This window comes from Thermodesulfovibrio sp. (genome assembly GCF_049969575.1).
Classification (GTDB): Bacteria; Nitrospirota; Thermodesulfovibrionia; order Thermodesulfovibrionales; family Thermodesulfovibrionaceae; genus Thermodesulfovibrio; species Thermodesulfovibrio obliviosus.
Map to the genome: position 1 here is coordinate 20,504 of NZ_JBMFOO010000012.1, position 23,473 is coordinate 43,976.

General features: G+C 36.6%; 25 protein-coding genes, 1 tRNA gene and 2 pseudogenes. 22 read left to right on the forward strand and 6 right to left on the reverse strand.

Features of this window, described 5'->3' with window-relative positions:
- The first annotated feature begins 34 nt into the window (after window positions 1–34).
- From acs to rsfS, 5 genes are read left to right on the forward strand one after another with little or no spacing between them, the layout of a single operon-like run.
- Window positions 35–2,122 carry an acetate--CoA ligase alpha subunit gene (gene acs / locus ACP5O9_RS04150; RefSeq protein WP_353685578.1) on the forward strand — a complete coding sequence of 696 codons (2,088 nt, stop codon included), beginning with the start codon at window positions 35–37 and terminating at the stop codon, window positions 2,120–2,122.
- A 29-nt stretch (window positions 2,123–2,151) separates the two neighbouring features.
- A complete protein-coding gene (locus ACP5O9_RS04155) occupies window positions 2,152–3,207 on the forward strand; it encodes a DRTGG domain-containing protein (RefSeq protein WP_353685577.1) in 1,056 nt (351 codons plus the stop codon).
- Window positions 3,204–4,079, forward strand: a complete 876-nt coding sequence (gene argB / locus ACP5O9_RS04160; RefSeq protein ID WP_424904507.1) for an acetylglutamate kinase — start codon at window positions 3,204–3,206, stop codon at window positions 4,077–4,079. Before ACP5O9_RS04155 ends, argB begins: the two co-directional genes overlap by 4 nt.
- Entirely contained in the window at window positions 4,076–4,804 is a 729-nt protein-coding gene (locus ACP5O9_RS04165) for an RsmE family RNA methyltransferase (protein ID WP_428723491.1), read from the forward strand. Before argB ends, ACP5O9_RS04165 begins: the two co-directional genes overlap by 4 nt.
- Before the next feature lie 8 nt (window positions 4,805–4,812).
- The gene (gene rsfS, locus ACP5O9_RS04170; protein ID WP_424904508.1) at window positions 4,813–5,187 is read left to right on the forward strand and encodes a ribosome silencing factor; all 375 of its coding nucleotides are present in this window, start codon (window positions 4,813–4,815) and stop codon (window positions 5,185–5,187) included.
- Here rsfS and ACP5O9_RS04175 read toward each other — a convergent pair.
- From ACP5O9_RS04175 to ACP5O9_RS04200, 6 genes are read right to left on the reverse strand one after another with little or no spacing between them, the layout of a single operon-like run.
- Window positions 5,153–5,902 (reverse strand): energy transducer TonB, encoded by a 750-nt coding sequence (locus ACP5O9_RS04175; protein ID WP_428723492.1) that lies wholly within the window; start codon window positions 5,900–5,902, stop codon window positions 5,153–5,155. The genes rsfS and ACP5O9_RS04175 overlap by 35 nt on opposite strands.
- A 4-nt stretch (window positions 5,903–5,906) precedes the next feature.
- The gene (locus ACP5O9_RS04180; protein ID WP_424904520.1) at window positions 5,907–7,046 is read right to left on the reverse strand and encodes a geranylgeranyl reductase family protein; all 1,140 of its coding nucleotides are present in this window, start codon (window positions 7,044–7,046) and stop codon (window positions 5,907–5,909) included.
- Window positions 7,047–7,066: 20 nt separating this feature from the next.
- Window positions 7,067–7,510: a universal stress protein gene (locus ACP5O9_RS04185; RefSeq protein ID WP_353685572.1), complete on the reverse strand. Its 444-nt coding sequence runs from the start codon at window positions 7,508–7,510 to the stop codon at window positions 7,067–7,069.
- A 9-nt stretch (window positions 7,511–7,519) separates the two neighbouring features.
- Window positions 7,520–8,329, reverse strand: coding sequence for a type III pantothenate kinase (locus ACP5O9_RS04190; RefSeq protein WP_353685571.1), 810 nt, complete (start codon window positions 8,327–8,329; stop codon window positions 7,520–7,522).
- Window positions 8,271–9,068: a biotin--[acetyl-CoA-carboxylase] ligase gene (locus tag ACP5O9_RS04195; protein WP_353685570.1), complete on the reverse strand. Its 798-nt coding sequence runs from the start codon at window positions 9,066–9,068 to the stop codon at window positions 8,271–8,273. Before ACP5O9_RS04195 ends, ACP5O9_RS04190 begins: the two co-directional genes overlap by 59 nt.
- Before the next feature lie 4 nt (window positions 9,069–9,072).
- Entirely contained in the window at window positions 9,073–9,693 is a 621-nt protein-coding gene (locus ACP5O9_RS04200) for an MBL fold metallo-hydrolase (protein WP_424904511.1), read from the reverse strand.
- A gap of 98 nt (window positions 9,694–9,791) precedes the next feature.
- Here ACP5O9_RS04200 and ACP5O9_RS04205 point away from each other — a divergent pair.
- The 17 genes and pseudogenes from ACP5O9_RS04205 to ACP5O9_RS04285 all read left to right on the forward strand — a co-directional run.
- Window positions 9,792–9,866 (forward strand) — tRNA-Pro (locus ACP5O9_RS04205).
- 326 nt (window positions 9,867–10,192) lie between these two features.
- Window positions 10,193–10,930: a 3-oxoacyl-[acyl-carrier-protein] reductase gene (gene fabG / locus ACP5O9_RS04210; RefSeq protein ID WP_353685568.1), complete on the forward strand. Its 738-nt coding sequence runs from the start codon at window positions 10,193–10,195 to the stop codon at window positions 10,928–10,930.
- Between the two features lie 21 nt (window positions 10,931–10,951).
- Entirely contained in the window at window positions 10,952–11,188 is a 237-nt protein-coding gene (gene acpP / locus ACP5O9_RS04215) for an acyl carrier protein (RefSeq protein ID WP_059176190.1), read from the forward strand.
- Between the two features lie 6 nt (window positions 11,189–11,194).
- Window positions 11,195–12,433: a beta-ketoacyl-ACP synthase II gene (fabF, locus tag ACP5O9_RS04220; RefSeq protein ID WP_353685567.1), complete on the forward strand. Its 1,239-nt coding sequence runs from the start codon at window positions 11,195–11,197 to the stop codon at window positions 12,431–12,433.
- Window positions 12,434–12,649: 216 nt separating this feature from the next.
- A pseudogene (locus tag ACP5O9_RS04225) lies at window positions 12,650–13,045 on the forward strand (hydrogenase iron-sulfur subunit); the annotation flags it as partial.
- A gap of 102 nt (window positions 13,046–13,147) precedes the next feature.
- Window positions 13,148–13,474 (forward strand): NADH-ubiquinone oxidoreductase-F iron-sulfur binding region domain-containing protein, encoded by a 327-nt coding sequence (locus ACP5O9_RS04230; RefSeq protein ID WP_353687092.1) that lies wholly within the window; start codon window positions 13,148–13,150, stop codon window positions 13,472–13,474.
- Window positions 13,475–13,493: 19 nt separating this feature from the next.
- Window positions 13,494–15,263 (forward strand): NADH-dependent [FeFe] hydrogenase, group A6, encoded by a 1,770-nt coding sequence (locus ACP5O9_RS04235; RefSeq protein WP_428723493.1) that lies wholly within the window; start codon window positions 13,494–13,496, stop codon window positions 15,261–15,263.
- Between the two features lie 19 nt (window positions 15,264–15,282).
- Complete coding sequence (locus tag ACP5O9_RS04240) at window positions 15,283–16,668, forward strand: [Fe-Fe] hydrogenase large subunit C-terminal domain-containing protein (protein WP_428723494.1); 1,386 nt, start codon at window positions 15,283–15,285, stop codon at window positions 16,666–16,668.
- 12 nt (window positions 16,669–16,680) lie between these two features.
- On the forward strand, window positions 16,681–17,007 hold the full coding sequence (locus ACP5O9_RS04245; RefSeq protein ID WP_353685564.1) for an iron hydrogenase small subunit: 327 nt from the start codon (window positions 16,681–16,683) through the stop codon (window positions 17,005–17,007).
- A 35-nt stretch (window positions 17,008–17,042) separates the two neighbouring features.
- Window positions 17,043–17,336 (forward strand): hypothetical protein, encoded by a 294-nt coding sequence (locus ACP5O9_RS04250; protein ID WP_353685563.1) that lies wholly within the window; start codon window positions 17,043–17,045, stop codon window positions 17,334–17,336.
- A 127-nt stretch (window positions 17,337–17,463) separates the two neighbouring features.
- A complete protein-coding gene (locus tag ACP5O9_RS04255; protein WP_353685562.1) occupies window positions 17,464–17,727 on the forward strand; it encodes a TM1266 family iron-only hydrogenase system putative regulator in 264 nt (87 codons plus the stop codon).
- Window positions 17,724–19,139, forward strand: coding sequence for an aspartate ammonia-lyase (locus ACP5O9_RS04260; RefSeq protein WP_428723495.1), 1,416 nt, complete (start codon window positions 17,724–17,726; stop codon window positions 19,137–19,139). The genes ACP5O9_RS04255 and ACP5O9_RS04260 overlap by 4 nt, the downstream gene beginning before the upstream one ends.
- Complete coding sequence (gene hydG, locus ACP5O9_RS04265) at window positions 19,136–20,641, forward strand: [FeFe] hydrogenase H-cluster radical SAM maturase HydG (RefSeq protein ID WP_428723496.1); 1,506 nt, start codon at window positions 19,136–19,138, stop codon at window positions 20,639–20,641. Before ACP5O9_RS04260 ends, hydG begins: the two co-directional genes overlap by 4 nt.
- Complete coding sequence (locus ACP5O9_RS04270; protein ID WP_353685559.1) at window positions 20,616–20,891, forward strand: hypothetical protein; 276 nt, start codon at window positions 20,616–20,618, stop codon at window positions 20,889–20,891. Before hydG ends, ACP5O9_RS04270 begins: the two co-directional genes overlap by 26 nt.
- An 84-nt stretch (window positions 20,892–20,975) precedes the next feature.
- Entirely contained in the window at window positions 20,976–22,253 is a 1,278-nt protein-coding gene (gene hydF, locus ACP5O9_RS04275; RefSeq protein ID WP_353685558.1) for a [FeFe] hydrogenase H-cluster maturation GTPase HydF, read from the forward strand.
- A complete protein-coding gene (gene hydE, locus ACP5O9_RS04280) occupies window positions 22,250–23,203 on the forward strand; it encodes a [FeFe] hydrogenase H-cluster radical SAM maturase HydE (protein WP_353685557.1) in 954 nt (317 codons plus the stop codon). Before hydF ends, hydE begins: the two co-directional genes overlap by 4 nt.
- A 76-nt stretch (window positions 23,204–23,279) precedes the next feature.
- Window positions 23,280–23,473, forward strand: a pseudogene (locus ACP5O9_RS04285) (protease HtpX); the annotation flags it as partial.

Below are 23,473 nucleotides of genomic sequence, written 5' to 3' on the forward strand. Positions count from 1 at the left end.
TGCATTTGGCTTTATTCTTATGGTAAATTATCCCATGCTTGATTTTATATTTAATCCAGATTCCATTGCTGTTGTTGGAGCATCTGCTGAAGAAAAAAAGGTCGGCAATGCTGTTCTTAAAAATCTTATTAATGGATACTCAGGTAAAATATATCCTGTAAATCCTTCAAGAACTCAAATACTTTCACTGCCCTGTTATCCTTCTGTATCAGCTATCCCTGATAAAGTTGACCTTGCGATAATTGTAATTCCAGCCAAAGCAGTAGCAGAAACTTTAAAGGATTGTGCCAGGGCAGGAGTTAAAGGTGTGGTTGTTATTACAGCAGGCTTTAAAGAAGTTGGAGGAGATGGAGTAGCAAGAGAAAAAGAAATAGTAGAAATTGTGAGATCCTCTGGAATGAAAATGGTAGGTCCCAATTGTCTTGGTGTGATGAACACTAAAAATAAGATGAACGCTACCTTTGCTGCTCAGCTGCCTCCAGCTGGAAGAGTTGCCTTTTTTTCCCAATCAGGAGCACTGGGAGTTGCAATTATAGACTGGGCATTAGAGAATAACTTCGGTTTTTCAAAATTTGTAAGTTTCGGTAACAAAGCAGACCTTAACGAAACAGACTTTCTTGAATACTTTGCATCAGATCCAGAGACTGATGTAATTCTTGGATATATTGAAGATGTTGTGGATGGCAAAAGATTTCTTGAGGTTGCTAAAGAGGTTACAAAAATAAAACCTGTAGTATTGATTAAATCTGGTGCTACTGAAGCAGGTGCCCGTGCTGCTTCCAGTCATACAGGAGCCCTTGCTGGTTCTGATAGAGCTTTTACAGAAGCATTTAGAAAAACAGGAATAATAAGAGCATCAGGCATTCAGGAATTGTTTGACACAGCTGAGATGTTTATTTCAAGAAAAATTCCTAAAGGCAGAAGACTTTTAATTATTACAAATGCTGGAGGACCAGGAATTATTGCAGCTGATACAGCAGATAGCCTTAAGATAAAACTTGATCCAATGACCAGAGCTTCAATAGACGCAATAGCTGAAAAACTTCCTCCAACTGCCTCTCTTTATAACCCTGTTGATATAATTGGAGATGCGACTTCTGAGAGGTATAAAGTTGTTCTTGAGCAGGCTACTAAAGATGAGGCTGTAGAAGGAATTTGTGTGATTCTCACTCCCCAGGCAATGACAGATGTTGATCAGGTAGCAGATGTTGTAGTTGATTCTGCTCGTGATACAGAAAAACCTGTTTTTGCAGCATTTATTGGAGGGCAGAGAGTAAAAAATGCTGTAAATAAGCTTAAACAATCAAAAATTCCCTGTTTTAGTGATCCAACTGTTGCAATTAATGCCTATGGAAAACTTATTGAATTTGCAGAACTCAAGAAGAAAAAAATATCCAGCGAAATTCAAATAGAAGTACCACGAGAACACATTGAAAAAGCAAAAGAAATTATTCAAACTCTGAAATCACAGGGAATATCAGAAATTGGCGGAGAAGAAGCAATGCAAATACTTTCACTGTATGGATTTTCTTTCCCTGAGAGAGCACTGGCAAAAACACCAATGGAGGCTGTTGCAATTGCAGAAAGAATTGGATATCCAGTTGTTATGAAAGTATCTTCACCTCATATTCTTCATAAAACAGATGTTGGCGGAGTAAAACTCAATCTCAACAATGAAAGAGCTGTTTACAACGCTTTTGTAGAAATAACAACAAATGTTAAAAGAGTTATGCCTGAAGCATACATAGAAGGTGTAATGATTTATGAAATGGTTAGCGGAGGTAAAGAAGTAATTCTTGGTGTAAGTTATGACAGAACCTTCGGACACATGATTATGTTTGGACTTGGAGGAATTTATGTGGAAGTGCTCAAGGATGTTTCTTTTAGAATAGTTCCAGTTACAGAAGAGGAAGCCTTTGATATGATAAATGAGATAAAGGCAAGCAGAATACTTGATGGAGTAAGGGGTGAAAAACCATACGATAAAAATGACATAGCAAGTTGCATAAAAAAGCTTTCAAGGCTGGTTATGGATTTTCCCATGATTAAGGAAATTGACATTAATCCTTATATGGTATTCAATAACGGTGGTATTGGGCTTGATGCAAGAATAATAATTTAAAGAGCGAAGGAGTTTAGAAGGAGGGAGAAATGATACCAATTTTTATAATATCAAACAGAGCCTTCACAGGGAAAAACTTTTTTGCCTTAGGCCTGGCTCTTACACTTCAGGAACGAGGATTTAAAATAGGATATATAAGACCTCTTGGAAGAATTCCCATTAAAAAAGGCGAGGAAATATTTGATGAAGAAGCTGTCTTCATAAAGGAACTTTTAGGGCTTGAAGAGCCTTTAAGTGTAATATCTCCTTTTGTTTTCACTTATGAAACACAGTACAGACTTTTTGAAGGCGGTGATTTAAAAATAAAGGAAAAAGTTATAAACTCCTTTACAAAACAGAGCAATAAAGATTTTGTAATAGTTGTTGGACCAAATAACATATTTGAAGGATTTACACTGGGAATTGATGCCATAAGTTTAATAAAGGAAACAGATGGCAGAGTTATAGCAATTCAGCACTGGGATAGTGAGCTTGCAATGGATGATATATTCGGCATAAGACAGTTAATTAGTGAAAAATTTACTGGTGCAGTTATAAATAAAGTGCCTTCTGAGCAATTTCATCATGTCAGGGAAAAAGCTGTGCCCTTTATTGAAGGAAAGGGGATAAAAGTTTTAGGAGTTTTTAAGAAAGATAAATTTCTTGAAGCTGTCACAGTGAGAAGACTTATGGAAGCAGTAAATGGAGGGCTTGTCTGTTGTGAGAATAAACTTGATGATTTTGTTGAGAATCTTTCAATTGGAGCAATGGATCCTGAAACAGCTCTCTCATACTTTTTAAGAATACCGAATAAAGCAGTTATAACAGGAATTCACAGAACAGACATCCAGATAGTAGCAATGGAGACATCAACAAAGTGCCTTATACTTACAGGAGGAATGCATGTCAATGAAACTGTAACAGGAATTGCTAAAGCTAAAGGTATTCCGATTATTGTTACTCCTATGGATACATTTACAGCAGTTGATAGAATGGAAAAACTTATGGGCAAAGCTGTTATAAGAGAAAAAGACAAGGCAATGAAAGCAAAAGAAATCATAAGCAATGAATTTGATATAGAGGAGTTTTTGAGAAGGACTCAATGAATAATATATCCCAGGCACTCCTTGAAAAAGCAAACATTCTTGTTGAAGCACTTCCTTATATAAGAAAATTCTATGGAAAAACCTTTGTAATAAAATACGGTGGTGCTGCTCAGAAAGATCCTTCGCTTAAAGAAGCCTTTGCTCAGGATATTGTGCTTCTAAATTTCATTGGAATAAAGCCTGTTGTTGTTCATGGGGGTGGACCTAAAATTACAGAAGTTATGAAACGGCTTGGCAAAGAGCCCCAATTCATACATGGCCACAGAGTTACTGATAAAGAAACTATGGAAATTGTAGAGATGGTTCTTGGAGGAGTTATAAACAAAGAAATTGTTCAACTTATTAACTCTCACGGTGGCAAGGCTGTTGGACTTACAGGTAAAGATGGGAAATTGCTTAAAACAAGGAAAAAGCTTTTGAAAATAAACAATGAAGAAGTTGATTTAGGATTTGTTGGTGAAATAGAAAAAGTTTGTACAGAGGTACTTGAAAGTCTTCAGGATAAAGGTTTTATCCCTGTTGTAGCTCCAATAGGCTTTGACAATTCTGGATGTAGCTACAACATTAATGCTGATACAGTAGCTTCTGCAATTGCTGTAGCTGTAAAAGCTGAAAAACTCATTCTTCTTACTGATGTACAGGGAATAACCGATGAAATTAATAATCTTATCCCTACTTTGAATATACAAGAAGCTTTCAAATTAATTGAACAGCAAATTATTACTGGAGGAATGATTCCAAAGGTTTATGCCTGTCTTAACGCACTTGAAGGCAATGTTAAAAAAACTCACATAATAGATGGAAGAATTCCTCATAGTTTACTTCTTGAGATTTTTACCCAAAAAGGGGTTGGCACTGAAGTTGTTAAATGACTAAGCCAAGAATATGTATTCAATACTGTGAAATTTTTCCAGGAAAAATTATAAAGCTTTCAAGTCAAGACCAGAAATATCTTTTCAATGTTTTAAGATGTCAGGCAGGAGACATTATTTCAATCTTTGATGGTAGAGGAAAAAACTTTCAAGCAGAAATAATTGATGACAGAAGCATACAAGTTCTTGAAGAGGAAGAACTTCACACTGAAGATGCCTTTTCAATAGTTTTATGTCAGGCAATTTTAAAAGGTGAAAAAATGGAAATGGTCATACAGAAAGCAACAGAGCTGGGAGTAAAAAAAATAATTCCCTTTGTAAGTGAAAGATCTGTTGTAAAGGAAACCCGTAAAACTGAAAGATGGAGGAAAATAGCAAAACAAGCTTCCGAGCAGGCACGAAGAAGCATTGTTCCTAAAGTAGAAGATGTAACATCTTTCCCGGAATTAATTAAGAATATAAAAAATGGAATCCTTTTCTGGGAAAAGGCAACAAATCCTTTAATACAAATAATTTTTGAGATTAATCCTTACGAAGATATATTTTTATTAACAGGACCTGAGGGAGGTTTTAGCGAAAAAGAAGTTGTTCAAGCAGAAAAAAACAATATAAAAATAGCATCGCTTGGCAAAAGAATTTTAAAGGCAGAAACAGCATCTATTGTTTCAGTTTCTCTGGTAAGTTTTTTAGTTGAATGGAAGTTTTATCAAAAAAATATGATATAATTAAACAGATGGATTCAAAACAGAAGGCTTTAAAAACAGCAAAATTGCTTTATGATAAAAAAGCACAGGACATTACGATTCTTGAGCTTAAAGATCTTACTATAATCACTGATTACTTTGTCATATGTTCTGCTGAAAGTACAACACAGGTAAAAGCTCTTACGGAGTATTTAGAAGAGAGTATGGGAATTGAGGGATATAAACCCTATTCTGTAGAAGGATTTTCTTATGCTCACTGGGTTTTAATGGATTATGGTGATGTAATTGTTCATATATTTTTAGAAGAAACAAGAAGATTTTATGATCTTGAGAGACTATGGCTTGATGCTCCGAGAATTCAGACAGAATTTACCTTAGATAAAAGCCATGTAGTGTATAGATAAAATGTCCTGTTATTGTAAGGCTGTCTTTCTGCCAATCATCAGGAAGAGGCCAGAATGGTTCAGCATCCTTCAGTGCCTTTATTGCTGCATCATCAAGCATTCTGTAACCTGAAGTCCTTACAAGTTCTACAGACAAAAGTTTGCCTTTTTTGTTAATTGTAAATCTTATATAAAGATCACCATATATACCTCTTTCTGCAGCCTGAGGAGGATACTGCCAGACTCTTTCTATTTTTTCCTTTAGCCTTTCAAGATATCCCCAGTCATTGAATTCTTTTGCTGAAAAACTTAATCCTCGTAATTGTTCTACTTCCTTACTTTTTTGATGTTTTCTTGAAAGCCTGGCAATTACATCTTTATCAAAAATATCTGGAGACTGTGCAGGAGTTAATTCTTTAAAGTGTTTTTCTGTTTTCAAATTTCCTGAAGAAGCTGTTTCTTTCTGTTTCTCTGTGCTTTGTCCCTGATTTCCCTTTGGAATAGCACTTAAATATTTTGGCTGTTTTAATTCTCTGATGGGAGGAAGTTTTTCAAGGTGTTTTGGTGGAGGAGTTTTGAAAGATGGTGAAAATTTGGGCATTTGAGGAGTTACAGGCACAATTACTACTGAGACAGGTTCTTGAGGTTTGGCAGGTCTAAAATAATCCTGTAAAATCAGGATAAATATAAATAGTAAAATATGAAATATGCAGGAATACAATAGAGCTTTCTTCACAATTTTATTTTATCTTAAATTGAGCAATTCTTGAAATAAGGCTTCCGAAGGCTTTTAAATAAAGAGGGATAAGTTTCTTTCCATGTTTTTTCCTTAACCATAAAGCCATTGCAAGTTCCTGAATGGCAGGGTCTCTGTGAATATTAAGCCAGCGATCCATTCTTTCATCATTGCCAAACATAAAATCTTGAAACTTCTTCATTATGCTGAATTGTCTTAAAAAATTTTCATTCCAGAGCTTTTCATATAACTTTAAATCTTTTTGAATGATTGCTTCTGAGGCAAATTGGGCAGATTTCATAGAATAATATATCCCTTCAAAGGAAACAGGCATTACAGTGCCTAGAGCATCTCCACAAAAAAGAATATTATTCATAAAAAATTTTCTTTTCTTCCATCTTGGAATCTTATAAGCTCTAAGTGAAACATAATCTGCCTGCAATTCAAATCTTTTTTTAAGAAAACCTTCAATAAGACTCTTTAGCTTTCTAATGTCCTCTGAACCAGTTCCCACTGATAAATAGTTTGTGCCTGGAAAAACCCATGAGTAAAAAAATGAAGCATGGGCATTACCAAACCAGAACTCACATGTATCTTTTGTTTGTGAATCTGAAGGAATATGGAGGCTTACTGTCCAGTAATAATCAGGTTTTGGCAATCCTGTAAGCGCACAAACCTTTGAGTTAACACCATCGGCAGCAATGATATATTCAGAATAGATTTGTATAATTTTACCTGTTTTTTCTCTTACCGTTGATTTAAACTTATTGCCAAGATTTTCTATGTTTACCAGTTCTGCTTCAATAACATTTGTTCCTCTGATTTCAGACAGTTTTCTTAAAAAGGAATCAAAATTTTGACGATTAAAAATCAGAATCTCTCCATCTCTAAGTGAAACTTCTATTGGTTCTGAAAAGGGAGGAAATATTTTTACTTTTGTTGCTCTGTTAAATTCAACCTCTTTTTGAATTTCCTTTAAAATATTAAATTCTTTTAGCCCTGCAGATGGGATTCCTCCTCCACAGGGCTTATTAAAGGAAAGATTTTTTTCAATTAAGACAGTTTCTATCCCTTTTTCTGCAAGTAGTCTTGAAGCAGTGCTACCAGCTGGTCCACCACCAACAACTAAAACTTCACATTCCACTTTCAACAGAATTTTTCAATTTATTGCTTTTTAGTCACTACCAATACAGGGCATGGAGCATTTCTAATAACTCTCTGTGTTGTGCTGCCCACAAAAAACCTTTCAACGCCACTTCTTGGAAGTGTTCCAATAATGATTAAATCAATTTTGTTTTCTTTTGCATATTTGATAATTTCTTCATATGGAATGCCTCTTAACACAGCAGTTTCAACATTTTTGAAGTCTTCAAGCATATCCGCTCCGAAACTATCAAGATTCTTTTTAGCATGAGCCTCAAGGTCCTTGTAAAGCTCTGTTATTGACGGATGTGGAATGTGAAGATTTGATGCTTTCTCAATATCGTAGATGACATGTAGAAGATATAACTTTGCATTAAACATTTTTGCAAGATCTACAGCATAAGAAAGAGCGTACAATGACTCATCTGAAAAATCTGTTGGTAAAAGAATCTTCTGGAATTTCATAATGCCCTCCTAATTTTTAATGTTTTTTAAGTATATCAATCTCATACCCTCAATTACAAGATGTTTATTTAATAAATGTTTTTTATGCATGTATTTTGAAAGTAACTGAGAGTATCCACCGGTTAAAACAATTTCAAGCTTATGGTTTATTTTTTTTTCAATATCCCCTATTATTCCCTCAATAGCATATACTGTCCCCAGCAGTATTCCGCTTAGAATTGCTGAATGAGTATCTATTCCAGGAACATCAAAATCCTTTTCCAGATCCACCAATGGTAAGCTGGCTGTTTTTTCTTTAAGAGAATAATTCATCGTACCCAGTCCAGGCATTATTGCTCCTCCAAGAATTTCTCCTTCCTGGGTGACAACTGTTATTGTGGTAGCTGTTCCAGCATCTACAACTGCTATATTTTTTTTGAATAATTCATACGCAGCCACTGTAGCAGCAAGTCTATCAACTCCAAAAGACTCTGGATTACGAATTCTTAAAGACAGTCCTGAAGGAGTTTTAGAGGTGATGACAATGACTTTATTGTAAACTTTTTTTAAAAAAGAAAAAAATTTTTCTGTAAGCTCTGGCACAACAGAACAAACTATACAATCACAATTTTGATGGTTACTGAAAAGACGACAAAGACTATCATATTCCCAATTTAATATTTCCTTTGTCTCAAAGGAAATCATATCAAAATCAGAACAGCAAGGCGTTCTGAAAAAAGCGAAATTCACAGTAGAATTTCCTATTTTAATCGCCACGAGTTCATTTTGCCCTGAGTAAAGTGACATCTCCTGCACAGATTTTTTCATAAGTTCCATCATTAAGTTTTACTATGAGCCTACCCTCTTCATCTATTGCTTCTGCTGTAGCAACAAGTTCTCTATCTGCTAAAACTATCTTAACCTGTCTTCCAATGGTGCCACTGAGTTGCATCCAGCGGTCAATAATTGTTTTTCTCTGTCTTTTTTCAAGCAATTGATACCATTTATCAAACTCTTTAATTATCTCTACTATAAGAATCTCTCTTGAAAAATCTTCTCCCTTGTATATTTTAAGAGAAGAAGCTATATCTTTGATCTCTTCAGGTATATCTTCTTCTGTCATATTCACATTAATACCAATACCAACAACAGCAGACTTTATTTTTTCTCCTTCAATCTTCATTTCTGTCAGAATCCCGCCAATTTTTTTATCATCAATCAGCATATCATTAGGCCATTTAATCATCACAGGTATGTCAGTATATCTTCTTAATGCTGTTGTACAAGCCACAACACTTGTTAAAGTAAGCAGTGTAGCATATTTTGGAGGAATACCTGGTTTCAAAGCAATGCTCATATAAAGATTTTTTCCTGAAGGTGAAATCCATGTTCTACCTAATCTCCCTTTACCTTTTGTTTGTCTGTCTGCAATCACAACGGTTCCAGAAGGATAACCCTGTTTTAAAAGCTCATTTGCCTTAGAATTGGTTGATTCAACCTCATCATAAACCACAATTTCTTTTCCTATTTCCAACCCAGAAGGTAATGACTTCTTTAAATCTTCACCTGTAAATTCCATGCTCTTACTCCTCAGGTTTAAGTATTATTACTTCTATTTTCCCTTTAAGTTTTTTAGCAAACTCTTGAGCATCCTTTTCAGAACCAACAATACTTCCATAGTGCATGGGAATTGCTATTTTAGGGTTAATATCCAGTGCAGCCTGAACAGCCTCTTCTGCAGTCATAACATAGGTTCCTGAAACTGGAAGCAAAGCAATATCAATATCTTTAAAGGTTTTCATCTCTGGAATATAATCCGTATCTCCAGCAATATAAATTCTTTTACCCATTACTTTAAAAATATAGCCAACCCATCCTTTTTCCTTTGGATGAAATTTTTTGTTTGTGTTGTAAGATGGAACAGCCTCTATTTCTATACCTTCTACAGTAATTCTGTCTCCTGGTTTAACAATAACTTCTTTTGCTTTAATTTTGCCAGAACAGTCCTCTGGAAGAACAAGCACTGTATGAGGCGCTAAAAGCTTTTTAATATCTTCAGGACTGAAATGGTCATAATGTTCATGGGTGATGAGAATAATATCAGCCTTATCAGGCTTTTTAATTTGGAATGGATCAGTGTAAATTATCTTTTCTCCAATAATTTTAAAAGTATCATGCCCAAGCCATTTAATATTTTCTACCATCTTACACCTCCTGGAAGGTATTTGATATATAATACTAAATTTTAAGAAGAGTTAACAATTTGACTTTTTCCAATGCTTTCTTGTAATTTAAAAAATATCGGGGCGTAGCGCAGCTTGGATAGCGCACCTGCCTTGGGAGCAGGGGGTCGGTGGTTCAAATCCACTCGCCCCGATAAATAAAATCGAAGCTTTACTTTTTGGCAATTTTGTCATGATTTTGTCATAAAACATGTTTTCCAAAGTTATGCAGTAGTATCTATACCTGTTTCTGGATTTACGAACACTTATTTAGTCAGGCTTTTTATGTTTTATTAAAAGGGATAATTTTTTGGCTGTTTTTTCTTAGAACAAATAAGGTATACGAGCGGTTGTGGTATAGGGATACCTCGAAGATATCCTTTTTGAATAGATTTTTAATGAGGCAATTCGGAGTGGAATTTTTAGAGAGAATTTTTTTATAATTTTACTTTCAGAGAATGCTGATGAAGGGAGGTTTTTTATGAAAGGGCAGACAGCTATAATAACTGGTTCTTCAAGAGGTATTGGTAGAACAACTGCAGAAGAGTTTGCTAAAAGAGGAGTAAACACTGTAATTGTTGATATAAATGGAGGTAATGCTGAAAAAGTTGCAGAAGAAATTAAATCTCTTTATGGTGTTGAAACCTTAGGAGTTAAAGCAGATGTTTCTAATTCAGAAGATGTAAGAAAGCTTTTTGATGAAGCAGTTAAAAAATTTTCTAAAATTGATATTCTTGTAAACAATGCAGGAATAACAAGAGATAATCTTCTTATAAGGATGAAAGATGAAGAATGGGATGCTGTTTTAAACATAAACCTTAAAGGTGCATTTCTATGCTGCCGTGAAGCAGTGAAAATCATGTCAAAAAACAAGTATGGTAGAATTATAAATATTGCCTCTGTTGTGGCTTTTATAGGAAATCCTGGACAGGTTAACTATTCAGCATCTAAAGCAGGACTGGTAGCTTTAACAAAAACTCTGGCTAAAGAGTATGCTTCCCGGGGAATTACTGTTAATGCTGTTGCTCCAGGTTTTATTCAAACAGCCATGACAGAGCAGTTGCCTGAAAAAGTTAAAGAAGAGATGCTACGTATGATTCCACTTCAGAGATTTGGAACAACGCAGGATGTTGCAAACGCTATAATATTTCTGGCTTTGCCAGAATCTGGATACATAACCGGACAGGTTATTCATGTAAATGGCGGAATGTACATGTAAAAAAAGAAAAGGAGGTAAGTAATGGTAGAAGAAAAGGTAAAGGAAATTATAGCAAAACAGCTTGGTGTTGAAGTATCTCAGGTAACCCCTGAAGCATCCTTTGTGGAGGACCTTGGAGCAGACTCTCTTGATACTGTTGAGCTGGTTATGGCATTTGAAGAGGCATTTGGTATTGAGATTCCGGATGAGGACGCTGAAAAGATTAGCAAGGTAAAGGATGCAATTGAGTACATAAAAAATAAAACAGGTCAGGCATAATATTTTATGGGTAAAAGAAGAGTTGTTGTGACCGGGATGGGAATGGTTTCCCCTCTCGGTCTTGATGTTAAATCTACATGGGAGGCAATTCTTCAGGGCAAATCTGGAGTTTCTTATATTACCCATTTCGATGCGAAAGACTATCCTGTAAGAATTGCAGCAGAAGTTAAAGGTTTTGATCCTGCGAACTACATTGAACAAAAAGAAATAAAAAAAATGGATAGATTTATCCATTTTGCAATTGCTGCCACTGAGATGGCACTGCAGGATTCAGGTTTAAAAATCACTCCTCAGAATTCTGAAAGAATCGGAATTGTGATTGGCTCAGGCATGGGAGGACTTCCAACCATTGAATATTACCACAAATTATTGCTTGAGAAAGGATGGAAAAGGGTAACTCCATTTTTCATTCCTATGGTTATTGTTAATCTTGCTGCTGGTCAGATATCCATAAGATATGGAATAAAGGGACCAAATCTTGCAGTAACAACTGCCTGTGCAACAGGAAATCATTCAATTGGAGAAGCTTTCAGAATGATTCAGTATGGAGATGCGGATGTAATGATTGCAGGTGGCACAGAGGCTGTTATCACACCAATGGCGGTAGCAGGATTTGCCATAATGAGAGCTCTTTCAACAAGAAATGATGAGCCTGAAAAAGCAAGCAGACCTTTTGACATTGATAGAGATGGATTTGTAATGGGTGAAGGAAGTGGAATTATTATTCTTGAAGAGCTTGAACATGCTTTGAAAAGAGGAGCAAAAATTTATGCAGAACTTGTCGGATATGGAATGAGTTCAGATGCCTATCATATTACAGCACCTGCACCAGAAGGAGAGGGTGGAGCAAGATGTATGAAAATGGCAATAAATGATGCTGGAATTCATCCAGAAGAAGTTGATTATATAAATGCACATGGAACAGGGACAAAGCAAGGAGACGAGCTTGAGACTCAGGCAATAAAGACAGTTTTTGGTGAACATGCCTACAAACTCTGCGTAAGCTCTACAAAATCTATGACAGGACATCTTCTTGGTGCTGCTGGTGGAGTTGAAGCAATTTTTACAGTTTTAAGTATTTATGAAAATATTGTCCCACCAACCATTAATCTTGACAATCCAGACCCCGAATGCGACCTTGACTATGTTCCTTATAAACCAAAGAAGAAAGAAATTAGGTATGCAATAACAAACTCATTTGGTTTTGGTGGAACAAATGCTTCCCTTGTATTTAAAAAATTTTAAGGGAAGATACAGGGGTGTTATTCCTAAAGTAAAGTCACAGAGGCAATTCGGGGGGCTTGACAAAGATCAAAAGTTCATATATAATTTTTGTAGAAAATTACCAGGAAGGTCTAAAAAGGCAGAAGCCTTTATAAAAAACTCTTTGAACTTGCCTGCCAGAAGGTTGGCCTCAAGCTAAGAAAGCACAACAAGAAAAAATTGTGAGGAGGTTTGGCGATGGAGCAAGGGTTTGAGCCCAAGATTATTGCCTTTTTGTGTAATTGGTGTAGTTATGCAGGATGTGATCTGGCAGGTTCATTGAGGTATAGTTATCCACCTAATTTATGTGCAATTCGAGTTCCCTGTAGTGGAAGAGTGGAACCAGAGTTTATCATTAAAGCTTTTTTATCAGGTGCTGATGGAGTTTTAGTTGCTGGCTGTCATCCAGGAGACTGTCATTATAGAACTGGAAATTATTATGCCAACAGAAGATTCAATTTACTTACAAGATTTCTTGAAGTTATAGGAATTCCAAAGGAAAGGGTAAGACTTGAGTGGATTTCAGGAGCAGAAGGACTTAAATTTGCCCAGGTTGCAAGGGATTTTGTTGGAAAAATAAAAGCTCTCGGTCCTCTTTCAATTAAAACACCAGTTGATGTTGACTGGCTAACTCTTTCAAGAACTGTTGCCACAGTTGGTTCAGCAGGAAAGCTTTTCTGGGAAGAGGATAAATGCATGGCAGAAATAATTGACTTTTTCCTTGACTACACCCAACAAAACTCCTGTGCTGAATGTATTCCATGTAGAATCGGCACAAAGAGAATGCAGGAAATTGTCAAAAAAATTTTTAATGGTTCAATTTCAGACAGAGAACTCTCTCTTCTCTATGATTTTGCAGAGGATATTGGTGCATCAAGCAAGTGTGATCTCGGAAAAATGGCAGGTAAGGCTGTGAAGTTTGCTCTTCAGTACTGCAAAAATGATATTGATGCACACATTAAAGGAAGCTGTGGGCATACAATCCCAGCCAATCCTGGCTGGCAATCAATAATGATGAAATAATTTTAGGGGAGGATAAAAAATGGCCAATGTAACACTTACAATTGACGGGCAAAAAGTTACAGTGCCTGAGGGAACAACAATACTTAAGGCTGCAGAAAAAGCAGGGGTTAAAATTCCTACTCTTTGTTTTCTTGAATATGTTGGATTAAGACATATAAAACATGATGTGGGAGCATGCAGGGTTTGTGTTGTAGAAGTAGAAGGTAAAAAGGATCTTGTATCATCCTGCAACACACCTGTTGAAGAAGGCATGGTAATTCGTACACATACTCCCAAAGTTATTGCAGCAAGAAAGCTTAATCTTGAGATGATGCTTAGTGACCATCATCTTGACTGTCCTACATGTTCGAAAAATGGTATATGTGAGCTGCAGGCAATCTGTGCAGAACTCAATGTTAGACAGATAAGACCTCAGGGAGAGAAAAAAGATTTCCCAATAGATGATTCATCTCCATCAATAATGAGAAATCCAAATAAATGTATTCTCTGTCAAAGATGTATTACTGCCTGCAAGGTTTTACAGACAGTTGATGCTTTGGAGCTTTATGGAAATGGTTTTGATGCAGTTGTAAGACCAAAAGGTGGACTACCTCTCATTGAAACTCAATGCGTTGCCTGCGGGCAGTGTGCTCTTGTGTGTCCTACTGCTGCAATAGTTGAAAAGGATGACACATGGAAAGTATGGGAAGCAATTGCTGATCCAAACAAACATGTAGTTGTTCAAACAGCACCTGCTACCCATGTAACAATAGGAGAAGCCTTTGGACTTCCTGTTGGAACTGACATTACAGGAAAAATGGTTGCAGCACTGAAAAGACTTGGGTTTGATGCAGTTTTTGATACAAACTGGTCAGCAGACCTGACAATAATGGAAGAAGGATATGAGCTCATTCACAGAATCAAGAACAATGGGGTTCTACCTCAATTTACATCCTGTTCACCTGGATGGATAAAGTTTGTTGAGGAGTTTTATCCTGATTTAATTCCTCATATATCTTCCTGTAAATCACCTCAGCAGATGTTAGGGCCAATTGCAAAAACATACTATGCTGAGAAAAAAGGAATAAATCCTGAAAATATTTTTGTTGTTTCTATTATGCCCTGCACAGCAAAGAAATACGAAGCAGCCCGTCCAGAGATGAATGCAGCTTCTAAATACTGGAACAATCCCAATATTACGAGAGATGTGGATGTAGTGCTTACATCAAGAGAGCTCATAAGGATGATTCGTGAGGCAGGAATTGATTTTGCAAATCTTCCGGATGAAAAGTATGATCCAATAATGGGTGAAGGAACTGGAGCTGCCCAAATATTTGGTGCAACAGGTGGAGTTATGGAAGCAGCCTTAAGAACAGCCTATGAAGTTGTTACAGGAAAAACCCTTCCAAGACTTGATTTTGAAGATGTAAGAGGAATGAAGGACATTAAAGAGGCATCAGTAAATATGAACGGAGTAACAGTAAAGGTTCTTGTTGCTCATTCACTCGGTGCAGCAAGACAGCTCATGGATAAGGTAAGGGCAGGGGAGCTTAAGGATTATCACTTTATAGAGATTATGGCATGTCCAGCTGGATGTATTGGTGGAGGCGGGCAGCCGATTCCGACAACTGTTGAAGAGAGAGAGCTTCGTATAAAAGGAATTTATGAAAGAGATAAGAAACTACCTATTAGAAAGAGTCATGAAAACCCTGAAATTCAAGCAATTTATAAAGAATTCCTTAAGGAACCTCTTGGACATAAGTCTCATCAACTGCTTCACACTCATTACACTCCAAGAGGTAAAAAATAACTAAAACAAGGGGGGTTGTATGGTAAGGAAAGTTAAAACTTTCAAAGGTGATGGAGGAGTTCCAAATGACACTGGAACTTATCGAAAAGGAGAGTTAAGAGGAATTATCAAAATTGATCAGGAAACATGTGTTGGATGTGATACCTGTAGAACTGTATGTCCTGCAGGAGCTGTTAAAGGCTCTGTAGGAGAAAAACACTCAATTGATGTTGACCGATGTATTAACTGTGGACAGTGTTTACTTAACTGTCCCTTTGGTGCAATTGAGCAGATGAGCTTTGTTGATCATGTTATTGAAAAGCTTAAAGACAAAAAAACAAAGGTGGTTGCAATTATTGCTCCTGCTGTAAGAGTTGCAATTGCAGAGGAATTTGGAGCTGAGCCTGGAACCTTAACAGTAGGAAGACTCTGGGCAGCTTTAAAAACAGCAGGATTTGATATTTATGAAAACAACTTTGCTGCTGACCAGACAATTCTTGAAGAAGGAACAGAACTTCTTGCAAGAGTTGCAGCTCATTCAGGACTAAAGGAACTTCCAGTTGAACTGTGGGGTAAAAAGATAGTTCTTGAAGTAGAAGAATTTAAACACAAACCTCTTCCTCAATTCACATCCTGTTGTCCTGCATGGGTAAGGTATGCGGAAATTTATTATCCAAAAGTATTACCAAATCTTTCTTCCTGTAAATCACCTCAGCAGATGGCAGGAGCCACAGCAAAAACCTATGGTGCTAAAGATGTTTGGAAGGTAAAGCCTGAAAATATTTTCACAGTTGGAGTAATGCCCTGTACAGCAAAAATATTTGAGGCATCCCGTCCTGAATTTGATTCTGCAGGAAGATTTTTAAAAATAAGTGGAATGAGAGATGTAGATGCTGTTCTTACAACAAGAGACCTTGCAGAGGTTTTCAGAAAACTCAATATTAATCCAATGAAGCTTCCTGAAGAAAGACAGCCAAAAGATTTTATGCAATATACAGGTGGTGCTACTATATTTGGTGTTAGTGGCGGAGTTATGGAAGCAGCAGTAAGATTTGCTTTCCATGTTCTTTCAGGGCTTGAACCAAAAGCAATGAGTCCTCAGTGGGATTTTGAAGATGTAAGAGGATATAGGCATCCTGTTGTTTCTGCCACAATTCCTGTGCCATTAAAAGCAGATTATAAAAAAGCTTTCAAAACAGATCAACTTAATATAAAAGTTTGTGTTGTAAACGGAATAGGGCCTGATGGTGCTCATCTTAAACCTGTGATTGAAGATGTAGTTGCAGGTAAAAGTCCTTATCACTTTATTGAAGTAATGACATGTCCAGGTGGATGCATAAATGGTGGTGGACAGCCTTGCCATCCAGTTGAACTCAGTTTGTGGGAAAAATTTCTTTATGCTCTTGCTGGCTCAGCAAAGAAATAAAGGAGGTGTGAAATGGGAAACATAACAAGAAGAGCATTTATAAAATTTGCTGGATTAACATCATTTGTTTTACTTACTGGATTTCCAAAACTTGGCTATGGCAAAGAATTCATCAGTAATAACTTCTTTGACACCCCTGTTGGAAGACAAAGAATCAATCTAATTAAAGCAAGACAGGCAGGACAGTATAAAGATGATATCATAATGAGAGAAAAGTTCAAAATGGCTGCTTCCCATGAAAATCCAATGATAAAGAAATTTTACTCTGAGTTTGCACATCATCCACTGAGTGAGATAAGTGAAGCACTGCTCCATACTCATTACAAAGCAAGAGTTTAAATAAACAAAGGGAGCTCCATCTGGAGCTCCCTTAAATGAAACTAAAGATGTTGGTTTATTATAGTCTTGGAAATAGAAATTATTGGTTTGCACCAATAGAAAAAGTGATAAAAATTTCGGAAATACTCTCAAGGAAAAATTATCTTCTTTATGACACAGAAGCATTAAAAGGTGTATACAATGACTGGTTCATATTGAATGATGAATATGTAAAAAAGCTTAGCGATATTATTGAAGAAGTTTTAGAAGATATTGATGATGAAGAAATTGTAGATGAACTGTTTGCTTTAAAGAATGTCCTTGAGGGTGGAAGTGTTGTAGTAGGTTGACTTTTTTTTAATTTTTTTTTTAAAATTTTAAAAAATTAAGTTTTTGCCTGATTCTGAAGGACTTTGTCCTGAAGATAAGGGCTTGAAAGTTAAAACTAAGACTGAGGGAGTTACCTGAGGTCAAGGAATGAAACAAAAGATTGGAATTGTCGGAATAATAGTCAGTGACAGAAAAAAGAATGCTTCCTTAGTAAATAAAATCCTCTCAGAGCATTCAGAAATAATCATCGGAAGAATGGGAATCCCTCAAAAAGAACTGGACACAGGTTTTATATCTCTTTTTGTAGAAGGCGATACAGACAAAATAGGCTCTCTTACAGGAAAACTGGGAAGTATAAAAGGCGTTACAGTAAAGAGTCTTTTAATTCCAATAAATAAGGAGGAAACTTGAGAATAGAAAGAGACTCAATTGGAGAAAAAAGTATTCCTTCTGATGCCTATTACGGAATTCATGCATTAAGGGCAAGGGAAAACTTTTGTGTAAGTGCTGCATTGCCGCACAGAGAACTCATATGGGCAATGGCAATGGTTAAAAAAGCCTGTACATGGGCAAACACAAAGCTTGGACTTCTTTCTGAGCAAAAGGCAAAGGCAATATTGTCTGCCTGTGATGAAGTTGCTAAGGGTATGTTTGACAGTGAAGTTATTGTTCCTGCACTTTCAGGTGGAGCAGGCACTTCAATTAACATGAATATCAATGAAGTCATTGCTAATAGAGCCATTGAACTTCTTGGATTTGAAAAAGGCAGATACGACATTATACATCCTGTTGAAGATGTAAACATGAGTCAGTCAACAAATGATGTGTTTCCAACAGCAGTAAAAGTAGCGGTTATAAAACTTTTGAAAGAGCTTGCTCATGAAGTTGCTTTGCTTCAGGGAGAGTTTCAAAAAAAAGAAAAAGAGTATGCAAAAATTTTGAAAGTTGGCAGAACCGAGATGCAGGATGCGGTTCCTGTGACAGCAGGGCAGGAGTTTTCAGCATGGGCAGAAGCTTTAAACAGAGATTGGTGGAGAATTAACAAAGCAGAAGAAAGAGTTCGTCAAATTAATCTTGGTGGAACAGCTGTGGGAACAGGGCTTAATTGTCCAAAAGCATTTATATCAATAGCAATTGAAAAACTTAGAGAGTTTACAGGACTGCCTCTTGCAAAAGCTGAAAATCTCTTTGAAGCAACCCAGAATACAGACACCTTTTCAGAAGTATCAGGATTTTTGAAAACTCTTGCAGCAGACTTGATAAAGATTGCCTCTGATCTAAGATTTTTAAGTTCAGGTCCTCGAGCAGGAATTGGAGAGCTGATACTCCCTCAAGTTCAGGTTGGCTCTTCAATAATGCCCGGAAAGGTAAATCCTGTAATACCTGAGATGGTAACTCAGGTTGGAATAAAAGTGATTGCTTCAGATATAGCAGTCAGTTATGCATGCAGTCTTGGCAATCTTGAGCTCAATCCATTTGTTCCTTTAATTGCCCATGAGCTTATTGGTTCACTTAAGCTCCTTAAAGAAACATGCAGGATTTTTAGAGAAAAATGTGTGGCTGGAATTTTTGTTGATATAGCTCGATGTAAGGAACTTCTTGATCGTAGCTGCTCAGTAATAACGGCTTTTAGCCCCTATCTTGGATACGAAACCTGTGCAGAAATTTATAAAGAAGCTGTTAGAACTGGTAGAAAAGTTGAAGATTTATTGATAGAAAAAGGGTATTTCTCAAAACAACAGATTGAAAAAATTACTTTACCTGAAGAGCTTACAACTCCTGGCTTTGCCGGGATTAAATATTTAAAGGAGGAATTAAAATGACAGCAGTATTAACAAAAAAGGAAAAAACATGGATGGAAAAAGTTATTAAAGAGGATGAAGTAACAAAGTATATGGATGGAGGTAAAGATTTCATAAACGATGAAGAAATATGGGAGAAATTAATAGATAATTCAAACCCTGAACCAGCAAGGATTAGAGAAATAATTCAAAAATCTCTTTCAATTCAAACTCTTGAACCTGATGAAACCGCAGCTCTTCTTAATGTAAAGGATCCTGAACTGTGGCAGGAGATATTTGATGCTGCAGGCAAAGTAAAGAAAAAGGTTTATGATAACAGAATTGTCACATTTGCTCCTCTTTACTGTGGCAATTTATGTGTGAACAACTGTCTTTACTGCGGATTCAGACGAGACAATCATGTGATAAAAAGAAGAGTTCTTACTCTTGATGAAGTCAGAAGAGAAGCTGAGGTTTTAGCAGGAGAGATTGGACACAAGCGTCTAATTGTTGTTTATGGTGAGCATCCTTTAACAGGACCTGAATACATAAGAGATACAATTGAGACAATATACTCAGTTAGAGTAAAAACAAGAAACGGATATGGGCAGATAAGAAGAGTTAATGTAAATGCTGCACCAATGAGCATTGATGATTTAAAGATGCTTAAGGAAGTTGGAATTGGCACTTATCAGGTGTTTCAGGAGACATACCATCATGAAACATATGAAAAACTTCATCCTAAGGGCACGATTAAGGCTCATTATCAATGGAGACTTTACTGTCATCACAGGGCTCTGGAAGCGGGAGTTGATGATGTAGCACTTGGTGTTTTGTTTGGACTTTATGACTGGAGATTTGAAGTTATGGGACTTCTCTATCATGCAAGAGACCTTGAGAAACAGTTTGGCATCGGTCCTCATACAATCTCTTTTCCAAGACTTGAACCTGCTGCCAATACTCCATTTGTTCAGGAAACAAGATACAGGGTTTCTGATGAAGATTTTAAAAAGCTCATTGCTGTGATAAGGCTTTCTGTTCCATATACAGGAATGATTCTCACTGCTCGTGAGCCAGCGCACATTCGAAGAGAAATTATTGCTTCTGGAATGATTACTCAGACAGATGCCTCAACCCGAATTGGCATAGGCGCATACTCAGATAGATATAATGAGCAGGAACTTGAGCGTCAGCAGTTTGAACTTGGGGATACCCGTAGTCTTGATGAAGTTATCCGCGAACTTGCAGAAATGGGAATGATTACAAGCTTTTGCACTGCAGGATACCGTTGCGGAAGAACAGGTGAGCGTATTATGACACTGCTTAGAACAGGTAAAGAAGCTGTATTTTGTAAGCTCAATGCAGTTCTCACATTCAGAGAATGGCTTGATGACTTTGCTTCTCCTGAGACTAAGGCAGCAGGTGAAAAGGTTATCCAGAAAGAGCTTGAAGAGCTAAGGGAGCGTGTTCCAGAGAAAGTTTATAACAAGCTTCTTGAATACTACGGGAGGATTCAGAATGGAGAAAGAGACCTCTACTTCTAATCTCATTGAAAAATTTGATGAAATAGCTAACTATGTTAAAGAAAAATATGGAGCAAACATCTGGTTTGTTGAAATTATGGGAAAGAGACATTCATACATAGCTGGACATAGGGAGGACTCCTTTCTTCCTTCAGAGGTTATTTATTTGAGTGAGAGATATGCGATTGTATCAAATGAGTGGGAAAAGATAAAGGAAAAAGAAGCTGTGGTCAGTCTCTGCAAGGTTGCAATAAACGGCGGAGATTGTTGATGCAAATAAGCCATTTCATCTGTCACTGTGAGGGATTCAATGTCCTGAAGCAGTCTGTAAAGAAGAAATGAAGGAGGCAAAACCATGACAGTACCAAAAAGTCAAAGACTTCACATAGCTTTATTTGGAAGAAGAAATGCAGGGAAGTCTTCTTTAATAAATGCGCTTACAGGTCAAGACCTTGCCATTGTTTCAGATGTTCCTGGAACCACAACTGATCCTGTTTTTAAGGCAATGGAGATACTTCCTTTAGGTCCTGTTGTTCTTATTGACACAGCAGGAATTGATGATGTTGGTGAACTTGGACAACTTAGAAAGAAAAAATCCTATGAAGTGTTTGAAAAAACAGACCTTGTTCTTCTTGTAATTGATCCTCAAGCAGGATATGGAGAGTTTGAAAAGGAAGTTGTGCAAAAGGCTCAAAAAACTCAAACTCCTGTTATTTATGTAATCAACAAAGTAGATCTTTATCAACCATCTGAACTTCTGGAACAATTCAAACCACTTAATTTGCAGCCAGTGGTTTTTGTAAGTGCTTTAACCCGTAAGGGCATAGATGAATTAAAACAAGCAATTATCAACCATGCTCCAAAGGAATGGATACTTCCCACGGTTGTTGGAGACCTTATTAATCCTGGAGATGTGGTAATTTGCGTAATCCCTGTTGATAAGGCAGCTCCAAAAGGAAGACTGATTTTACCTCAACAAATTGTGATAAGAGACATTATTGACAGCGAAGCAATGGCTATGGTTGTTAAAGAGAGAGAACTCATCCATGCTTTTAATTATCTCAATAAAAAGCCCTCGCTTGTAGTAACCGATGCTTCAGTTTACAATAAGGCTGCAGCAGATACTCCCTCTGATATAAGACTTACTTCTTTTTCAATTCTGTTTGCCCGTTACAAAGGAGACCTTCAAACACTTGTTGAGGGAGTTAAAGCAGTTAAAAATCTTAAACCAGGCGATAAAGTTTTAATCTCTGAAGCATGCACCCATCATCCTGTTGAAGATGACATTGGAAGGGTTAAAATTCCAAGATGGCTAAGGGCTCAGGTTGGTGGTGATCTTGATATAGATGTAAAGGCAGGAGGAGGACCTCTTCCGGAGCCTCTTAATCAATACAAATTAATTGTTCACTGTGGTGCCTGTATGCTCAATCGTAAAGAGATGTTAAGCAGAATCATGCAAGCAAAGGTAGCAGGAGTTCCAATTGTCAATTATGGGGTAATAATGGCTCACATTCATGGAGTTCTTCACAGAGCCCTTTCTCCTTTTCCTCACTTACAATCAATCATAAGTGAAACAATGGATGACATGAAAGAAGAGATAGAGAGTTTAAAGAAAATAAGAGGTAGAAGGTGAATAAACAAGAGATATTAAAGCTTCTTACAGAGACTCCTTTTGAAGAAGTAGCAAAAATTGCAGATGAGGTAAGAAAAAAATTTCACGGAAATACAGTTCACCTGAGAGCAATTATTGAGTTTTCAAACTACTGCAAATGCAATTGTCTTTTTTGCGGGATAAGAAGGGACAATAAAAAATTGCCAAGATATAGAATGAGCAGTAAAGAAATAATTGAAACAGCTCACCAGGCAGCAAATGCAGGTTTTAAAACAGTGGTTTTACAGTCTGGAGAAGACCCTCAATGGAATGCTAAAAAAATCAGTGAAGTTGTAAAAGAAATTAAAAAGTTTGATGTAGCTGTAACTCTTTCTGTTGGAGAGTTAAGCTATAAAGACTATGCAATGCTCAGAGAAGCTGGTGCTGATAGATATCTTCTTAAGTTTGAAACATCGGATGCCAAGCTTTTTAAAGCATTAAAGCCTGATACAAACCTTCAGAAAAGAATCCAATGCATTAAATGGCTTAAAGAGCTTGGATATGAAACAGGCTCTGGAGTAATTGTGGGATTGCCGGGACAGACAATTCAATCTCTAACAGATGATATTTTTCTTATGAAAGAGCTTGAGCTTGATATGCTTGGAATCGGACCATTTATTCCACATCCTGAAACTCCTTTAAAAAACGCACCAATGGGCAATCCTTTGATAACTCTGAAAGTTCTGGCAATTATGAGAATTTTGCTTCCCCTTGCAAACATTCCTGCAACAACAGCTTTGAGAACAATTTCTTTTGATTTAGGAGAAAAAGCTTTTCAAGTAGGGGCAAATGTTGTTATGCCTGATATAACTCCTGAAAAATATAGAACCTTTTATGAAATTTATCCTGGCAAAGGACAATCAAGAGGTTCCTACGAGTTCTGGAAAAATTTCTTTAAAAACATCGGAATGACTGTGGCAACAACTTATTGAGCTTTTGACTTTCCACGATTTTTTATGCTAATTTTAAATTAAATCCTCAAAAATTAGGACAATGGAGGTGTAAAATATGAATACATTGAAGACTATGGTTTTAATGGTTTTTCTTACAGTATTTTTCATCTTTGTTGGTTCAGTCATTGGAGGCAAACATGGAGCTACAATTGCCTTGATAATGGCTTTTGGAATGAACTTCTTTGCTTACTTTTTTAGCCACAAGGTGGTTCTCACCATGTATGGAGCAAAAGAGGTCACAGAAGCAGA